The sequence below is a fragment of the Evansella sp. AB-rgal1 genome (assembly GCF_041820985.1).
GTDB lineage: Bacteria > Bacillota > Bacilli > Bacillales > Salisediminibacteriaceae > Evansella.
Genome location: NZ_JBGUAU010000003.1, coordinates 14,980 through 31,784 on the forward strand (window position 1 = coordinate 14,980; position 16,805 = coordinate 31,784).

At 34.8% G+C, this 16,805-nt stretch carries 16 protein-coding genes; 15 read left to right on the forward strand and 1 reads right to left on the reverse strand.

Features of this window, described 5'->3' with window-relative positions:
• Nucleotides 1-62 precede the first annotated feature (62 nt).
• From mnmE to ACERII_RS02930, 7 genes are all read left to right on the forward strand, one after another.
• Nucleotides 63-1,439, forward strand: coding sequence for a tRNA uridine-5-carboxymethylaminomethyl(34) synthesis GTPase MnmE (gene mnmE / locus ACERII_RS02900; RefSeq protein WP_373639942.1), 1,377 nt, complete (start codon nucleotides 63-65; stop codon nucleotides 1,437-1,439).
• Nucleotides 1,440-1,502: 63 nt separating this feature from the next.
• Nucleotides 1,503-3,386: a tRNA uridine-5-carboxymethylaminomethyl(34) synthesis enzyme MnmG gene (gene mnmG / locus ACERII_RS02905; RefSeq protein WP_373639943.1), complete on the forward strand. Its 1,884-nt coding sequence runs from the start codon at nucleotides 1,503-1,505 to the stop codon at nucleotides 3,384-3,386.
• Between the two features lie 95 nt (nucleotides 3,387-3,481).
• The gene (rsmG, locus tag ACERII_RS02910; RefSeq protein ID WP_373639944.1) at nucleotides 3,482-4,195 is read left to right on the forward strand and encodes a 16S rRNA (guanine(527)-N(7))-methyltransferase RsmG; all 714 of its coding nucleotides are present in this window, start codon (nucleotides 3,482-3,484) and stop codon (nucleotides 4,193-4,195) included.
• Nucleotides 4,196-4,689: 494 nt separating this feature from the next.
• Nucleotides 4,690-5,526, forward strand: a complete 837-nt coding sequence (gene noc / locus ACERII_RS02915; RefSeq protein ID WP_373639945.1) for a nucleoid occlusion protein — start codon at nucleotides 4,690-4,692, stop codon at nucleotides 5,524-5,526.
• 287 nt (nucleotides 5,527-5,813) lie between these two features.
• The gene (locus tag ACERII_RS02920) at nucleotides 5,814-6,575 is read left to right on the forward strand and encodes a ParA family protein (RefSeq protein ID WP_373639946.1); all 762 of its coding nucleotides are present in this window, start codon (nucleotides 5,814-5,816) and stop codon (nucleotides 6,573-6,575) included.
• Nucleotides 6,568-7,419 carry a ParB/RepB/Spo0J family partition protein gene (locus ACERII_RS02925; protein ID WP_373639947.1) on the forward strand — a complete coding sequence of 284 codons (852 nt, stop codon included), beginning with the start codon at nucleotides 6,568-6,570 and terminating at the stop codon, nucleotides 7,417-7,419. The genes ACERII_RS02920 and ACERII_RS02925 overlap by 8 nt, the downstream gene beginning before the upstream one ends.
• 75 nt (nucleotides 7,420-7,494) lie before the next feature.
• Complete coding sequence (locus ACERII_RS02930; protein ID WP_373639948.1) at nucleotides 7,495-8,205, forward strand: DUF554 domain-containing protein; 711 nt, start codon at nucleotides 7,495-7,497, stop codon at nucleotides 8,203-8,205.
• Nucleotides 8,206-8,587: 382 nt separating this feature from the next.
• Here ACERII_RS02930 and yyaC read toward each other — a convergent pair whose 3' ends face one another.
• Nucleotides 8,588-9,205 (reverse strand): spore protease YyaC, encoded by a 618-nt coding sequence (gene yyaC, locus ACERII_RS02935; RefSeq protein WP_373639949.1) that lies wholly within the window; start codon nucleotides 9,203-9,205, stop codon nucleotides 8,588-8,590.
• Nucleotides 9,206-9,296: 91 nt separating this feature from the next.
• On the opposite strand from yyaC, the gene ACERII_RS02940 reads away from it, so the two are divergent.
• The 8 genes from ACERII_RS02940 (at nucleotide 9,297) to ACERII_RS02975 (ending at nucleotide 16,801) form a co-directional block, all read left to right on the forward strand.
• Nucleotides 9,297-10,325 carry a YkvI family membrane protein gene (locus tag ACERII_RS02940; RefSeq protein WP_373639950.1) on the forward strand — a complete coding sequence of 343 codons (1,029 nt, stop codon included), beginning with the start codon at nucleotides 9,297-9,299 and terminating at the stop codon, nucleotides 10,323-10,325.
• Nucleotides 10,326-10,396: 71 nt separating this feature from the next.
• The gene (locus ACERII_RS02945; protein WP_373639951.1) at nucleotides 10,397-10,597 is read left to right on the forward strand and encodes a DUF951 domain-containing protein; all 201 of its coding nucleotides are present in this window, start codon (nucleotides 10,397-10,399) and stop codon (nucleotides 10,595-10,597) included.
• Nucleotides 10,584-12,620: a molybdopterin-dependent oxidoreductase gene (locus ACERII_RS02950; RefSeq protein WP_373639952.1), complete on the forward strand. Its 2,037-nt coding sequence runs from the start codon at nucleotides 10,584-10,586 to the stop codon at nucleotides 12,618-12,620. Before ACERII_RS02945 ends, ACERII_RS02950 begins: the two co-directional genes overlap by 14 nt.
• A 353-nt stretch (nucleotides 12,621-12,973) precedes the next feature.
• A complete protein-coding gene (gene ychF / locus ACERII_RS02955; RefSeq protein ID WP_373639953.1) occupies nucleotides 12,974-14,074 on the forward strand; it encodes a redox-regulated ATPase YchF in 1,101 nt (366 codons plus the stop codon).
• Between the two features lie 246 nt (nucleotides 14,075-14,320).
• Nucleotides 14,321-14,608, forward strand: coding sequence for a 30S ribosomal protein S6 (gene rpsF / locus ACERII_RS02960; protein ID WP_373639954.1), 288 nt, complete (start codon nucleotides 14,321-14,323; stop codon nucleotides 14,606-14,608).
• A gap of 36 nt (nucleotides 14,609-14,644) precedes the next feature.
• Nucleotides 14,645-15,214: a single-stranded DNA-binding protein gene (gene ssb, locus ACERII_RS02965; protein WP_373639955.1), complete on the forward strand. Its 570-nt coding sequence runs from the start codon at nucleotides 14,645-14,647 to the stop codon at nucleotides 15,212-15,214.
• A gap of 54 nt (nucleotides 15,215-15,268) precedes the next feature.
• The gene (gene rpsR / locus ACERII_RS02970; RefSeq protein WP_217064525.1) at nucleotides 15,269-15,496 is read left to right on the forward strand and encodes a 30S ribosomal protein S18; all 228 of its coding nucleotides are present in this window, start codon (nucleotides 15,269-15,271) and stop codon (nucleotides 15,494-15,496) included.
• A gap of 372 nt (nucleotides 15,497-15,868) precedes the next feature.
• Nucleotides 15,869-16,801 (forward strand): YybS family protein, encoded by a 933-nt coding sequence (locus ACERII_RS02975; protein WP_373639956.1) that lies wholly within the window; start codon nucleotides 15,869-15,871, stop codon nucleotides 16,799-16,801.
• The last annotated feature ends 4 nt before the right edge of the window (nucleotides 16,802-16,805 follow it).

Consider the following 16,805-nt stretch of genomic DNA (forward strand, 5'->3'; position numbering starts at 1 on the left):
TATTTGGGAAGATGTATAAGGTTTCCATTGAAAATATAGAATTGAGTGAGGAGGTGTAGTAGATGGAAATGGATACAATTTCAGCAATTTCCACGCCAATGGGAGAGGGAGCAATTGCAATTGTCCGAGTTAGTGGTGAGAAAGCAGTTGAGATCTCAGATCTTATCTATAAAGGAAAAACATCGCTTAGAGAGGTAGAAAGCCATACAATCAATTATGGATATATTGTTGATCCCGATTCAGGTGAAAAAATTGAAGAAGTAATGGTTTCCGTATTGCTAGCACCTAGAACGTTTACTAGAGAAAATATGGTCGAAATAAATTGTCATGGAGGAATCGTATCTGTAAATCGAATTCTTCAATTAGTTATAAATGCAGGAGCAAGACTTGCTGAACCTGGTGAGTTTACAAAGCGTGCCTTTTTAAACGGGCGAATAGACTTGTCACAAGCTGAAGGAGTAATGGACTTAATCCGTGCCAAGACTGATCGTGCTATGAATGTTGCAATGGCACAAGTAGAAGGAAAATTATCAAAAAGAATCCAAAAGCTTCGTCAAGCATTATTAGAAACGGTAGCACATGTGGAAGTAAACATAGATTATCCTGAATATGATGCAGAAGAAATGACGTTGGAAATACTAAAAGAAAAAGCACAGTTTGTAAAAGATGATATAGATAAGTTGCTACAAACAGCACAACAAGGAAAAATTTTGAGAGATGGTCTAGCTACAGTTATTATTGGTAGACCTAATGTAGGGAAATCTTCTCTCCTAAATAGTTTAGTACATGAAAATAAAGCTATTGTTACAGAAATAGCAGGAACAACGCGAGATGTCATTGAAGAATATGTTAATGTAAGAGGAGTTCCTCTTCGTTTATTAGATACTGCAGGAATTCGTGAAACAGAGGATATTGTGGAAAAAATAGGAGTAGAAAGATCTCGAAAAGTTATATCTGATGCAGAGCTAGTTCTTTTAGTATTAAATAATAATGAAGCATTATCAGACTCTGATGAAGAGCTCTTTACAATTAGCGAAGGAAGAGACAGAATCGTCATCATCAATAAAACAGATTTACCACAAGAAATAAATATGGGGCGTGTAAAAGCTCTTATTGGAACGGATCCACTAGTAACAACGTCCTTATTAAAGGATGAAGGAGTGGAAGAATTAGAGGAAGCAATTAAGACATTATTTTTCCAAGGGGGATTAGAGGCTAGTGATTTAACGTATGTCTCCAATTCTAGGCACATTGCTTTATTAAACCAAGCCAAAAAATCAGTAAATGACGCACTTGAAGCAATAGATTATAATATGCCAGTAGATATGATTCAAATAGACATAACAAAAACATGGGAATTATTAGGTGAGGTAATTGGAGATAGTGTACACGAAAGTCTCATTGATCAATTGTTTTCCCAGTTTTGTCTAGGTAAATAAATGGTATGAGTGTAAGTAAAGATGAAAGTAAAATGAATTACCGATAAAGGAGGGGAAATTTATATGAGTTATCACGGTGGAGATTATGATGTAATTGTTATTGGTGCGGGTCACGCAGGTGTAGAAGCAGGTCTTGCAGCAGCAAGAATGGGAGCTAGTACATTAATATTAACATTGAACCTAGATGCGGTAGCATATATGCCTTGTAACCCGTCTGTAGGGGGCCCGGCTAAAGGAATTGTTGTTAGAGAAATTGATGCGCTTGGTGGAGAAATGGGGAAAAATATCGATAAAACCCATATCCAAATGAGAATGCTGAACACAGGGAAAGGTCCTGCTGTTCGAGCTCTTCGTGCACAAGCAGATAAATATCTATATCAGCATGAAATGAAGCAAACGATTGAAGAAACAGATAATTTATTGCTTTGTCAAGGAATGGTGGAACGGTTACTCATTGAAAATGATGAAGTGAAAGGTGTTATTACACAAACAGGAGCGGAGTATCGTGCTGAAGCTGTTGTCATCACGACGGGAACGTATCTTAGAGGAAAGGTTATTATAGGTGATCTTGCGTATGAAAGTGGACCTAATAATCAACAGCCTTCCATAAATCTATCCTATCATTTACAGGAACTTGGGTTCGATTTGGTTCGATTTAAAACTGGAACACCACCACGCGTAAATAGTCAATCCATAGATTATTCGAAAACCGAAATACAACCTGGTGATGATGTACCGAGAGCCTTTTCTTATGAGACAACAAAATTTATTACGGACCAATTACCTTGTTGGTTAACATATACAAGTGAAGAAACACATCAACTAATTAACGATAATCTTCACCGTTCTCCTATGTATTCTGGAATGATTGAAGGAACAGGACCGAGATATTGTCCCTCTATTGAAGATAAAATTGTTCGATTTAACGACAAACCTCGACATCAAATATTTTTAGAGCCTGAAGGACGTAATACAAAGGAAGTATATGTTCAAGGATTATCCACTAGTCTTCCAGAAGATGTTCAAAGAAATATTTTAAAAACAATACCAGGTCTTGAAAATGTTCGAATGATGCGTTCTGGTTATGCAATTGAATATGATGCAATTGTTCCAACACAGTTATGGCCATCTCTTGAAACAAAAAAGATCAAAGGGCTATTTACAGCTGGACAAATAAATGGAACAAGTGGTTATGAAGAGGCAGCAGGACAAGGTGTTATGGCAGGTATTAATGCAGCAAGAAAAGCTCAAAAGAAAGATCCTCTTATTTTGGATCGATCCGAAGCATATATTGGTGTGTTAATTGATGATCTTGTAACAAAAGGAACAAATGAACCTTATCGTTTATTAACTTCTAGAGCAGAATATCGTTTACTTTTACGTCATGATAATGCTGATTTACGATTGACTGAAAAAGGTTATGAGATTGGGTTAATTTCTGAGGAAAGATTCAAAAAGTTTTTAACAAAAAAAGCAAAGATTCAGGAAGAAATTGGACGTCTTGAAGGAACAGTAATTAAAGTAACGGAAGAAACACAGAAAATACTCGAAAAAGCTGGATCTACTCCTTTAAAAGATGCAATGCATGCTAAGGTTTTATTAAAAAGACCAGAAATTTTATATAGACATATAGCTGAAATTGTTCCTCCTGAAAAAGCATTAGAGGAAGATGTAGCAGAGCAAGTCGAAATACAAGTGAAATATGAGGGATATATTACGAAGCAACTAGAACAGGTGCAACGTTTAAAAAAAATGGAAAACAAAAAACTTCCGGAAGATCTGGATTATCATGCAATCAGTGGTTTAGCTATGGAAGCAAGACAAAAGCTATCTGAAGTACGTCCATTATCTGTAGCGCAAGCCTCACGAGTATCTGGGGTCAATCCTTCTGATGTTTCCGTCCTTCTTGTTTATTTGGAACAGGGGAGATTGAAAAGGGTACAGTAAATAACTTGATTAAACGGAACACATGAAAGCATCATAAAAACTATGATGCTTTCTCTCTATCTGTTTTTACATAAGGTGAAAAGGTGGTTAGTACGTTGAATGAACATCAATTTAAAGATGCATTGAAAGAAAAAGGTATTATTTTAACAGATATACAAATGAGTCAATTTGAAAGCTACTATAAGTTATTAGTAAGTTGGAATGAGCGAATGAATTTAACTGCAATTACTGAAAAGCAAGAAGTGTATTTAAAACATTTTTATGATTCCATTTCTGTTGCATTTTATCATAACTTCGGAGAGTCAATAAAAATTGTAGATGTTGGTGCAGGAGCGGGGTTCCCAAGTGTTCCACTTAAAATTTGTTTTCCGAATCTAGAAGTATCAATTGTGGACTCATTAAATAAACGTATCACTTTTTTAAACGCTTTAGCTGAAGAACTTAATTTAGTAAATGTATCTTTCTATCATGATCGTGCAGAGATATTCGGTAGAAATAAAGAGCATAGAGAAATGTATGATATTGTTTTAGCAAGAGCTGTTGCCCGTTTACCAGTATTAGCCGAATTATGTTTACCTCTTGTAAAGAAGAACGGTTTCTTTATTGCAATGAAAGGTGCGGGAGCGAACGAGGAAATAAAAGATGGAGAGAAGGCAATTAAACTCCTAGGCGGAAAAAATGTAGAGGATCATTCATTTAAACTACCTAATGAAGAAAGTGAAAGATCTATTATAATCATAAAAAAGGTAAAAGAAACATCTAATAAGTTTCCTAGGAAGCCAGGTACACCTAATAAACAACCTTTATAATGAAAACAGACTAGAATGTTTCACGTGGAACATTTAAGGTGAATTTTTAAATGAATGGCTTTGTGAAAGGATAAAGTTGCTATATCTATACAATGTTGATTTTTACGGAAGATACGAGATTCCTGTGGGAAACGGGCAAGGCGAGACCCCGTAGGGAGGTAACGACCGAGGAGGCGTGCGGATCACCCTAGGAAAGCGAGCAACCTGAAGTGAAAATCAACATCTACGTTTAACAGAAGCAAATAAAATGGAAAATATCAGAGAATAATAAGTTCATTAGTAAAGGTATCAAATAAAAAAATGATAATAACCTGAAAAAATAGCCAATTCTTCATATATGTGAAAAATGGTGTATAATAGAATAAAACGCTCTACATAGATTTCGAGAAATCAATTCTTATGACTCTTTGTAAATAAATCCTAAATTTGCAGGAATCTATTCATCTATCTCGAACTTTATGAAGGAGGGAGTTTTTCTTAAGGTGGTGTCGGCCATGAAGCAACCATTTACCCGTTTTTTCGGTTTAAATGAGAAAGAAAATGAAGAAGTAGTTAATTCTGAGAAAGAGGAAGTTCATCAAATACCAGTAGAAGAAATTGTACCTAATAGGTACCAACCAAGAACGGTTTTTCAAGATGAGCGAATTGATGAATTAGCACAAACAATTAAAACTCATGGTATCATTCAACCAATTGTTTTAAGAATTAGGGATGATCAGTATGAGATAATTGCTGGGGAAAGACGTTGGAGAGCAGTTAAAAGACTTGGATGGGAAACCATTCCTGCTGTAATTAAGGAGTTCAATGATTCTCAGACAGCATCAGTAGCCCTTATTGAAAATTTACAAAGAGAAGGACTAACTTCTATTGAGGAAGCTATTGCTTATGCAAAACTCTTAGAAATTCATAATTTGACACAAGAAAGTTTAGCTCAAAGGTTAGGAAAAGGACAATCTACCATTGCAAATAAACTTCGTTTGCTTCACTTACCACAAACTGTTCAAGACGCTTTATTAAACAGACAGATAAGTGAGCGACATGCTCGTGCCTTAATAGTCTTAAAAAATGTAGAACAACAAGAGAAATTACTTCAGCGTATTATTAAAGAAGAATTAAACGTGAAACAGACAGAAGAAGCAATTAAAAAGCTACTAGAAGGAAAAGTAGTAAAAAAGAAACCTATTAGAAAAGGTGTTTCTAAAGATATGAGATTGGCTATGAATACAATTCGTAAATCAGTAGACATGGTTGTCCAAACAGGAATGAATGTAGATACATCAGAAGAAGAACACGATGATTATTATCAGTTTACTATTAAAATCCCGAAATAATATTTATAGTTTTATACGACATACTTTAGCATTCGTCATAAGACGAATGCGTTATTTTTGCATTTTTTATCTGATATTACTCTTTATTGAGATAGAACATATTCTACAACGGAATCGAATATGTCGCCAATTGAACAAGTTTTTACTTTTAAACTTGCTAAATTAGTAGATTTTTTTATTTTTTTGTCATATCAATACATTCTAATAGTAAGTTTCATGATAAAATAGAAAGCAGTTCATAAAAATACGCAAGGATATTGAGCGAATGAAGTAAGGTAGGTGACATGATGGGAAGAGTCATAGCCATTGCAAACCAAAAAGGTGGAGTTGGAAAAACAACGACGTCAGTGAATTTAAGTGCGTGTCTCGCTCATTTGGGTAAGAAAACGTTACTAATTGACATTGATCCTCAAGGAAACACAACAAGTGGTGTAGGTATAGATAAAGGTGATGTAGATAATTGTATATATAACGTCTTGGTAGAAGATAAGAGTGCACAAGATGTCATAATTCCAACAAGTGTTGACAATCTTCATATCCTTCCTTCGACAATACAGTTAGCAGGTGCAGAAATAGAGTTAGTTCCTACCATTTCCAGGGAAGTCCGGTTAAAGCGTGCAATTGAGAAGGTAAAAGAGCAATATGATTACGTTGTTATCGATTGTCCCCCTTCACTAGGTCTTTTAACAATTAACTCTTTAACAGCATCTGATTCAGTTTTAATTCCTGTTCAGTGTGAATATTATGCATTAGAAGGACTAAGTCAGCTTCTTAATACGGTAAGGTTAGTACAAAAACACTTAAATCATGAATTAGAAATTGAAGGTGTACTTTTAACTATGTTGGATGCACGAACTAACTTAGGCATTCAAGTAATTGAAGAAGTAAAAAAATATTTCAGAGAAAAAGTTTTTCAAACAATAATTCCAAGAAATGTTCGCTTGGGAGAAGCTCCTAGTCACGGAGAGCCAATTATTACATACGATCCGAAGTCCAGAGGAGCGGAAGTATACGTTGACTTAGCGAAGGAAGTGATGAGTCATGGCTAGAGGCTTAGGAAAAGGAATTAGTGCTTTTTTTCCAGAGGCAGAAAATAATAAAGAGGAACAAGTTCAGGAAATAAAACTTTCTGAACTCAGACCGAATCCCTATCAACCTAGAAAAACATTTACACCAGAAGCTATCTCAGAATTAAAAGAATCGGTAAAACAGCATGGGATTTTGCAACCTATTATTGTTAGAAAAAGTATTAAAGGATATGAAATTGTAGTAGGTGAGAGACGATACCGTGCAGCTACGGAAGCAAATCTAGAAGTTATTCCTGCAGTTGTTCGTGATTTGACAGAAGATCAAATGATGGAGATTGCACTTATTGAAAATCTTCAAAGAGAAGACTTAAATCCTCTTGAGGAAGCAAAAGCATACCAAAAACTAATGGAACACCTTCAAGTAACACAAGAAGAACTATCAAAAAGACTTGGAAAAAGCCGTCCACACATAGCTAATCATGTTCGGTTATTGCAATTACCGGAACTTACTCAACAGTTTATTGCTGAAGGTAAGGTTAGTATGGGGCATGGTCGTGCTTTATTAGGATTAAATAACAAAGATCAAATTCCACAGATCACTCAAAGATTAATCAAAGAAAGACTGAGTGTTAGACAACTAGAAGAATTGGTTCAACAATTAAACAAAAATGTTTCACGTGAAACAAAACCAAAAAAATCGTTGTCACCATTCCTTCGAGAAAGAGAGTCATCCTTAAAAGAGTACTTTGGTACGAATGTCCAGATAAAAAAAGGAAAGAAAAAGGGCAGGATTGAAATTGAATTTTTCTCGGATGAAGATTTAGAAAGAATTTTACATCTTATAAATGAAGAAGAGGAAATTTAACAAGGATGGCCATCCATAAGATGGTCATTTTTTTCTGAAGGTTTTTTACTGATAATTGTCTAAGGGGAGAAAGTAATGGTATTACTAGGAACGTTAGTAAATGGTCTTGCAATTATATTAGGTGCATGGCTTGGAATAAAGTTAAGGCATTTCTCAGAAAGTATGAAAGATACTGTAATGAAAGCAATTGGGCTAGCGGTTGTTGTATTAGGATTTACAATGGCATTAAAAGGGGAACAATTTTTAGTTGTAATAGTTAGTTTAGCTTTAGGTGGTGTATTAGGGGAGCGATGGAATCTAGAGGGTAAGCTAAACGAGTTAGGTAACTGGATGGAAAAGAAAATGAAAAAGAATTCAGAAGGCAAACTTGCAGAGGGTTTTGTTGCAGCTACCTTATTATTTGTAGTAGGGGCTATGGCGATCATTGGTGCGCTTGATAGCGGGTTTAGAAATGATCACTCAGTTCTGTATACAAAATCAGTATTGGATGGCTTTTCCTCTATAGTTTTTGCAGCTACGTTAGGTATAGGAGTAATGTTTTCTGCAATACCAGTAATAGTATATCAAGGTGCAATTGCCTTATCAGCTACCTTTATCGTACAACTGATTCCTGAACAAGTTCTTGAACAATTTATAAGTGCAATAACAGCAGTTGGTGGTATTATGATTATAGGTATTGGACTTAATTTGCTAGGTATACCAAAAATAAGGATAGCAAATTTATTACCAGCTATATTTATAACAGTAATACTGGTAATTATTCTACATTTTATCCCTACTATTTAACAAAAAAGACGAGTTATCACTATCTGTGATGAAAGAAATCTCGTCTTTTAATTTTGACTATGTTAAAGCATAGTGATAATTTTGTGGATGATGATTTTTACAGAAGGTGCGAGCATCTTAGGGCAAAAGTGAGTGAACTGCAGTAAAAATCAACATCAGCGTTTATCATAGCCTAAGTTTTTTGTACATCGAATACATAAAACGACTTGAATCAAACCAAAATGATAAATACATCTACCATGATGTTTAGTGTATAAAATGAGAGCTACTACATTTGTTATTATATTTAGTAGTATATGATAGGGAGATTAGTTATAGAATTGAGACTTACATTGATCTAGTAAAATTTGTCCATATATGGCCGACTATAAAAGAATATGTTTCAAATGAAATTTTCTCTCTTAAGTGATGTTGTTAACCAATTAGGATTTGTTTCTCTCCAACGGGCAGAACGTGCAATAGCACGCGAGATAATATCTGCCATATCCATAACTATCGATAGCCTTGTATTTTGAAGCACCATCATTTCCATAAAACCATTCACATTAACAATCCCCGTGATATGTATATCTCCAACAGATGGTAATTTCTTGTTTACTGCTGTTCCTGGTTGTAAGGGGCCATCTGCCACTGTCATATATCCAACACTTTGTGATCGTCCTAAACAAGCGTCAATCGCTAAAATAAACGGATCTTCATAGTTCTCTTGAATAATAGCTAATGTTTCATCTAGGTTTTTTGCATGCACAGGTTCATTGAGGGTTCCATAAATCGGAAATTGGTTAAAAGCTCGTTCTAATAACTTTGTTCCTATTAATGGTCCTAAACTATCTCCTGTAGATCTATCAGTTCCAATACATAGAATAATAATTTGTTGTTCTAGATTTTTTGGCAATAATGTATATATTTTTTTCGCCATTAAACTAGTAACTATAGGCTGTTTCATATGAACACGAAATGGATTATTTCTTTTTTGTGAAAAAAGTTGTCCAGAAACCATCATACAACCCTCATTTCTTAAATAATAGTAACAGTATACGGAAACTTTTTTTAATCTATACATCAAATATGAAAAAAAGAGAGGGAACGAGATGTGGCTATCAGGTTTAAAATGGATGTTTTTGATAATAGGAACGATGATTGGAGCGGGATATGCTTCAGGAAGGGAGCTATGGCAGTTTTTTGGCTCTGAAAGTACGTTGGCAATTGTTTTGTTTTCCATTTTATTTTTCATATGTTGTTATGTAATTATGAAAATAAGTTATGAGAAGCAGTCAAAACACTATATTCCAATATTACGAGAGTTAATGGGTGTTAAGCTAACTGGCGTATATGATGGAATGATAATTCTTTATTTATTCTCCACAACCGTTATAATGATTGCTGGTGGTGGAGCTACGTTAGAGGCGATTCATATTCCATATTGGTATGGAGTTGTTATCATTTCTAGTTTGTTAGTTTTGTTATTCATTTGGGGGATAAATGGAATGACTTCGATGAATGCAATGATAATCCCGATACTAATAACATTTTTAGTTGGCACGTTAGTAGTATTTCAGTTTACCACTGGTTTTTCCATAGAAATGGAGGCATCTCACCAAAGAAACTGGCCTGCGGCATTTACTTTTACGGCTTTAAATATATTACCTTTAGTAGCCGTGATAGCTGCAATAGGACATAAAATAAAACATAAAGGTGAAATGTTAATTGCAAGTTTAGGAAGTGCTGTTATTCTTGGTTCTATATCGTTATTATACAACGATTCTTTGCTAAAAGTAGCTAATGAAGTAATGCTATATGAAATACCTTTGTTTGCAATTTTAAAACACTACCCATACTTCATGGTTTTAGTAATGTCAGGGTTATTGTGGGCTGCAATATATACAACAGCAGCGTCTGGTATTTTAGGTTTATGTACCCGGTTATCTGAATATACAAAACTTCCATTTTGGCTGCTTTCATTCTGTTTGCTTTTGTTTATGATTCCACTAACGACAATCGGTTTTTCAAAGCTTATATCAATCTTATATCCTCTCTATGGTGTCTTAAATTTATATATATTAGCATCTATTCTCCTACATCCTATCGCTCACAGGTTTGATAATCATTCTGTTGGCTAAGATAGGCAACTAGCACTAGACTAATTAGATGTAGTATAATCACTACAAAGAAACGATAGGGGTAGATTCGTATGGGAGAAAAAACATTTAATCTACATGATAAAGTAGAAATGAAGAAACCTCACCCGTGCGGTGAAAATAAGTGGGAAATTATTCGCTTAGGGATGGATATTCGAATCAAATGTTGTAAGTGCGATCATAGTGTAATGTTGCCAAGGAAAGAGTTCACAAAAAAAATGAAGCGAGTAATAGAATATCATGGAGACAAGTAATACTGTATCAACAAATATATCAGCATGCCCACTTAATTGTTGGGATACTTGTAGTTTTCAAGTGAAAATAAAAGATAAAAAAATCGAGAAAGTATCTGGCAATAAGGAACATCCCATAACAAAAGGAAAAATTTGCAATCGAGGAGTCATGCTTGTAAATAAAACAAATGACCCAAATAGAGTACAATTCCCCTTAAAAAAGATTAAAGGAAAATGGGAAATAATTTCATGGGAACAAGCCTTACTTGAAATAGCATTCAAAATGGAACAAGCAAAAGATTCTCATGGACCAACCTCTATATTACACAGTCATGATTATGCAAATAATGGCTTATTAAAAAGTGTAGATGAACGTTTTTTTCGTGCATTCGGAGGATATACGAAAGTCGAGGGGAGCTTATGTTGGGGAGCTGGAATAGAAGCCCAAATACGGGATTTTGGTAATAGTGCATCTCACTCTCCAGCCGATATTCTAAACAGTCGTAACGTTGTAATATGGGGCCGTAATGTGTCGCGAACGAACATCCATTTATATAAATACTTACTAGAAGTTAAGAAAAAAGGAACGCAAATTATTGTTATTGACCCTATTAAAAATAAAACGGCTAAAATTGCTGATTCTTTTATACCATTACGTCCTGGATCTGATGGATATTTGGCGGCAGCAATCATGAAGGTGATTCTAGATAAAAAATGGGAGAATCAAAGTTTTATAGAAAACCATTCTATAGGCTTTGAAACCCTTTATGAAGAACTAAATAAATATGAGATAGATGATATTTTAGCTAAAACTGGTGTAGAGAGAAAAATAGTAGAAGAATTAGCAAAAATTTATGTTGAAGGTCCAACTTCCACATATTTAGGCTTAGGTATGCAACGGTATAAAAATGGGGGAAATACGATACGCCTTATTGATGCGTTAGCAGCTATTAGCGGAAATATTGGCATACCAGGTGGTGGAGTCAACTATGGGAATTTGCCTGTTGGACAATCATTTGATGTAAGTGAGTTAGCTTTGCGAGATAGACAAGCGGAGATACGAAATTTCACGCGCATGAATCAAGGTTCTAAAATACTTCATGTTACTGATCCACCAATTAAAGTAGCTTTTGTTAGTAGGAGCAATCCACTTACACAACTTCCAGATACGAATGTAGCAAAGAAAGCTTTTGGAAGAGTGGAAACAGTGGTAGTAATGGACCACTATATGACAGATACTGCCCAATTAGCAAATTATTTGTTACCGACTACAACCGTTTTTGAAGAAGAAGATATATATTATGCATCTATGTATCATAGTTATGCAAACTATGGACCTAAATTAGTAGAACCACCAGGTGAAGCAAAGTCTGATTTATGGATTTGGACGGAGTTAGCAAAGTTATTAGGCTTTGGAGAGGACTTTCGTTACACAATAGAAGAATGGTTTCTTTTAGGAACAAAAAGATTACGCGATAAAGGGTTTGATTTGGATAAATTAAAAGAAATAGGGTTTCTTAAATTACCAGTGGAAGACATTCCTTGGAGAAACTATTTATTTCAAACTCCTTCAGAAAAATATGAGTTTTACTCAAACAAAGCAGAGGGTGAAGGGGAAGAACCAACTATTTTTGTGGAACATCCAAATGAGGAAACCATGAAAAGCAAGCGAGAGAAGAGATATCCGTATCGATTATTATCGTTACATCCATTGCAATCAAATCATTCCCAACATTATCCTTTACTTAATAAATCTACATGCAATAAAGTAAATGTATCAGAAAATATCGCAAAGAGATACGATTTGAAAAACGGAGATAAGGTGACAGTGAAAAACGACCTAGGATCCTTAGTTGGAATAGTTCATATAGACTCTGGTATTTACGACGATACAATAAATATTGATGAAGGACAATGGGATAAATTCGGTGGCAGTGTTAATGTTCTTACACCAAGTGGCCAATCTGATATGGGAAAGGGGAGTATTCAGTATGAATGCTTCGTCTCTATAGAAAAAAAGGATGGAAGAGGTAAGCTCGAGTGAAACTATATCATTTTGAGTTTGCCTTATTTGTGTTTTAAATCAAACCATAATTTATGAAAGAGCGATAACAGTGAGACATCAGTTTCAGTGGAATCAGAGCATAGGCCAGATTACGTAGGTGCTTGTACATAAGGGAGTTCGGCATTTCCCAATAGGAACGCGATCAGGTTGCAGCGAATGAAATAAAACCAACAAAGTTAGACTAGTAGGTAAGTTTTAAGTACGACAAACTTGCATATATTCTTGGTGTATTTACAAGAAGATGTGTCCTTGCGCTTTTTCATTACAATAACTATAATTGATAAGGATATATAATACGGAATAAAATGTAATTAGATAAAGGGGCAATTTAAATGGCTTTAACAACAGGAATTGTAGGCTTACCGAATGTAGGGAAGTCTACATTATTTAATGCAATAACACAAGCAGGTGCTGAATCAGCAAACTACCCATTTTGTACAATTGATCCGAATGTAGGGATTGTTGAAGTTCCTGATCATCGTTTAGATAAGCTAACAGAACTTGTGGAGCCGAAAAAAACAGTTCCAACTGCATTTGAGTTCACTGATATTGCAGGAATTGTAGAGGGTGCAAGTAAAGGGGAAGGATTGGGAAACAAGTTTTTATCTCATATTCGCCAAGTAGATGCTATTTCTCATGTCGTTCGTTGTTTTGTAGATGACAATATCACTCACGTGTCAGGTAGTGTTGATCCTATTCGAGATATTCAAATTATCAATTTAGAATTAATTCTTGCAGACTTAGAGTCTGTGGAAAAGCGAATTGGACGAGTTGGCAAAATGGCAAAGCAAAAAGACAAAGAATCAATGGCTGAGTTGGAAGTACTAGAGAAGCTTCAACAAGCTTTTGAAGAGGAAAAGCCAGCTAGAAGTGTTGAATTGTCTACAGATCAGATGAAAATCGCAAAAGGACTTCATTTATTAACGATGAAACCTGTTTTATATGCGGCAAACGTCAGTGAAGATGAAATATTAGATGCTGATTCTAACCCATATGTTCAAAAAGTGAAGGATTTTGCTGCAGGAGAAGGATCTGAAGTAATAGTAGTTTGTGCGAAAATTGAATCAGAGATTGCCGAATTAGATGGAGAAGAAAAAGAAGAGTTTTTAAAAGAACTAGGAATTGAAGAATCTGGTTTAGATCAGTTAATTAAAGCTGCATACACTTTGTTAGGCTTAGAAACATATTTTACGGCTGGAAAACAAGAAGTACGTGCATGGACAATACGCAAAGGTACAAAAGCACCACAAGCTGCAGGGGTTATTCATACAGACTTTGAGCGCGGCTTTATCCGAGCTGAAGTAGTTTCTTATGATGATTTAATTCAAACTGGATCCATGTCAGTTGCAAAAGAAAATGGGAAAGTAAGATTAGAAGGTAAAGAGTACATTGTTCAAGATGGAGACGTTATTCATTTTAGATTTAATGTTTAATGTATAATTTCGATAGAAAGTTGGTAGGAGGACAACTCCTGTCAACTTTTTTTCTATAATAGTCTATTTATTAGTTATTAATTTCAAATAATGATCGTTAAAAATATTATCAAAAAAGAAATTCTCGTATGTTCTTGTGTATCTATGTCTATTCTGCTATAATTGACAATTGCGAGCAATAACAGATTAATTTTGCTCCTTGCTCCTCATTTAGGGGGGCCTTAGACCAAAAGGAGGTGACTATACATGCGCAAGTACGAAATTATGTACATTGTACGTCCAAATCTTGAAGAAGCTGCAACGAAAGAAGTTGTTGAGCGTTTCAATACGATTTTAACGGACAATGGCGCTGAAGTTGAAAAAGTTGAGGAAAAAGGTAAGCGTCGTTTAGCTTACGAAATCAATGACTTTAAAGAGGGTTACTACGTTTTATTAAACGTAAATGCTCCAATTCAAGCTATTGATGAATTCAATCGACTAGTTCGAATCAACGACAACATTTTACGCCATATTGTCGTTCGTGAAGAAGAATAGGTTATAGATATAGATTAGTTTCGGGGAGGAATTCGGATGATTAACCGAGTTGTTTTAGTCGGCCGCTTAACAAAAGATCCTGAATTACGTTATACAGCGAATGGGACTGCTGTTGCATCCTTTACACTTGCTGTAAATCGCCCATTTTCGAATCAACAAGGTGAACGTGAAGCGGACTTCATTAATTGTGTAATTTGGAGAAAACCAGCTGAAAACGTTGCAAATTACTTGAAAAAGGGTAGTCTTGCTGGCGTTGATGGTCGCATTCAATCACGTAGCTTTGATAATAATGAAGGGCGCAGAGTTTTTGTAACAGAAGTTGTTGCTGATAGCGTTCAATTCTTAGAGCCACGTGGAGCATCTGGTGGTTCAGGTGGAAATCGGGACCAATTTGGTGGCGGTGGTTATGGACAAGGCAATAATGGTTATCAAAATCCTCCGAATCAAGGATCTGGTCAAGGCAGCCAAGGTTTTCAAGGAAATCAAGGGAGCCAAGGTAATTCAGGTTACCAAGGAAACCAGGGAAATCAAGGTGGCATGAATGATGATCCGTTTGCTAATGATGGCAAACCGATTGACATTAATGATGATGATCTACCATTTTAATCTTAAATATTAAATGTATATAAATATAAATAAGAAAAAGAAGGAGGGGTTCTCATGGCACGTCGTGGTCGTCCAAAACGTCGTAAAGTTTGTTACTTCACTGTAAACAAAATTACAAAAATTGACTATAAAGACACTGACTTATTGAAGAAGTTTATTTCTGAACGTGGAAAAATTCTTCCTCGTCGTGTGACGGGTACATCAGCTAAGTACCAACGTCAATTAACTCGTGCAATTAAACGTTCACGTACAATGGCATTATTGCCGTACGTAACAGAATAATAAAAGAACTCTCAGTAGTGACGGAGCTGCTGAGAGTTTTTTTTATAGTTTAGAGTACTCCTTACCATACGAAGCTTAAAGAACTTTCATGATAGTCTTATAATTTCAGTATAAACAATATTAACTATAATTTTGATAACCTTTACTAAATAGGTTTTTTTGTTAAGAGCCATTGATACTACCAAGTAAAAAAGTTGTCAATACTAGTTTAGTTCCCTAAATCAACATTTATTACAGAACACCGAGGTACTATTTTCTTTGGTTATAGTTATACTCTTTGTTCTTTAGAATGTTGTCATGCTACAATAGTGATCAAGCCTAGGTTAGATCAACTAAGACATTCCACAAGACATTGGAAAAGAGGTAGTTATTATGGAAAATACAAAAAGAATAAAAGACGGATTGAAATTTTTGAGTATATACATACTGTTAATTATATTACTTATACTTGTTCCCTTTATGGGAACATTGACATTGATCTTATTACCAATTCCCTTCATTTTATATACAAATAAACATGGACTTAAGCCAGGAATAGTTCTAGGACTGCTATCCTTTTTCTTATTATTTATTATTACTCCGTTAGCTTTACCTTTTACTATAAGCTTTGTAGCAGGTGGAATTGTAATTGGAGAACTATACAGGAGAAAAAAAGAAGCATTCGCGGTTCTTCTTGGTGGATCATTAGCATTTATCGCTGCACTAATTCTTAATTATCTTGGAAGTATATTAATATTACAAGTAAATCCAGTAGAAGTAATACAGGAATTATTAAATGAATCAGTAGAGTTGTCAGAACAAATGCTATCTTTTGTAGGGCAAACAGATGAAAATGTATTAGAGTCAGCCACCCTGTTTATTAATGAACTTCCATATATTGCACCAGTTATCATGATAATTTTGGGTATTGGGTTTGCATTTATTGTACAGTGGATAGCATCTTTATTTATGAGACGTTGGGATTATGAAGTCTCCTTATTCCTTCCATTTAGAGAATGGACATTTCCAAGGGTATTTATCTGGTATTATTTAATTGCATATATTTTATTATTGATTGGAGCAGAAAAAGGTACTGCGATGTATACAGTTATTGCAAACCTAACGCCCCTGTTAGATTTTGTTATGATTATCCAAGGCTTTTCCTTCATTTTTTATTATTTTCACATGAAAGGGAAAAGCAAAGTACTTCCCATATTAATTTTAATAATTTCATTTGTTTTACCATTTTTAATCTATCTTGTAAGAATTTTAGGTATAATTGATATAGGATTTGAATTGAGAAAACGTATGAACTCAACTAAGTAGGAGA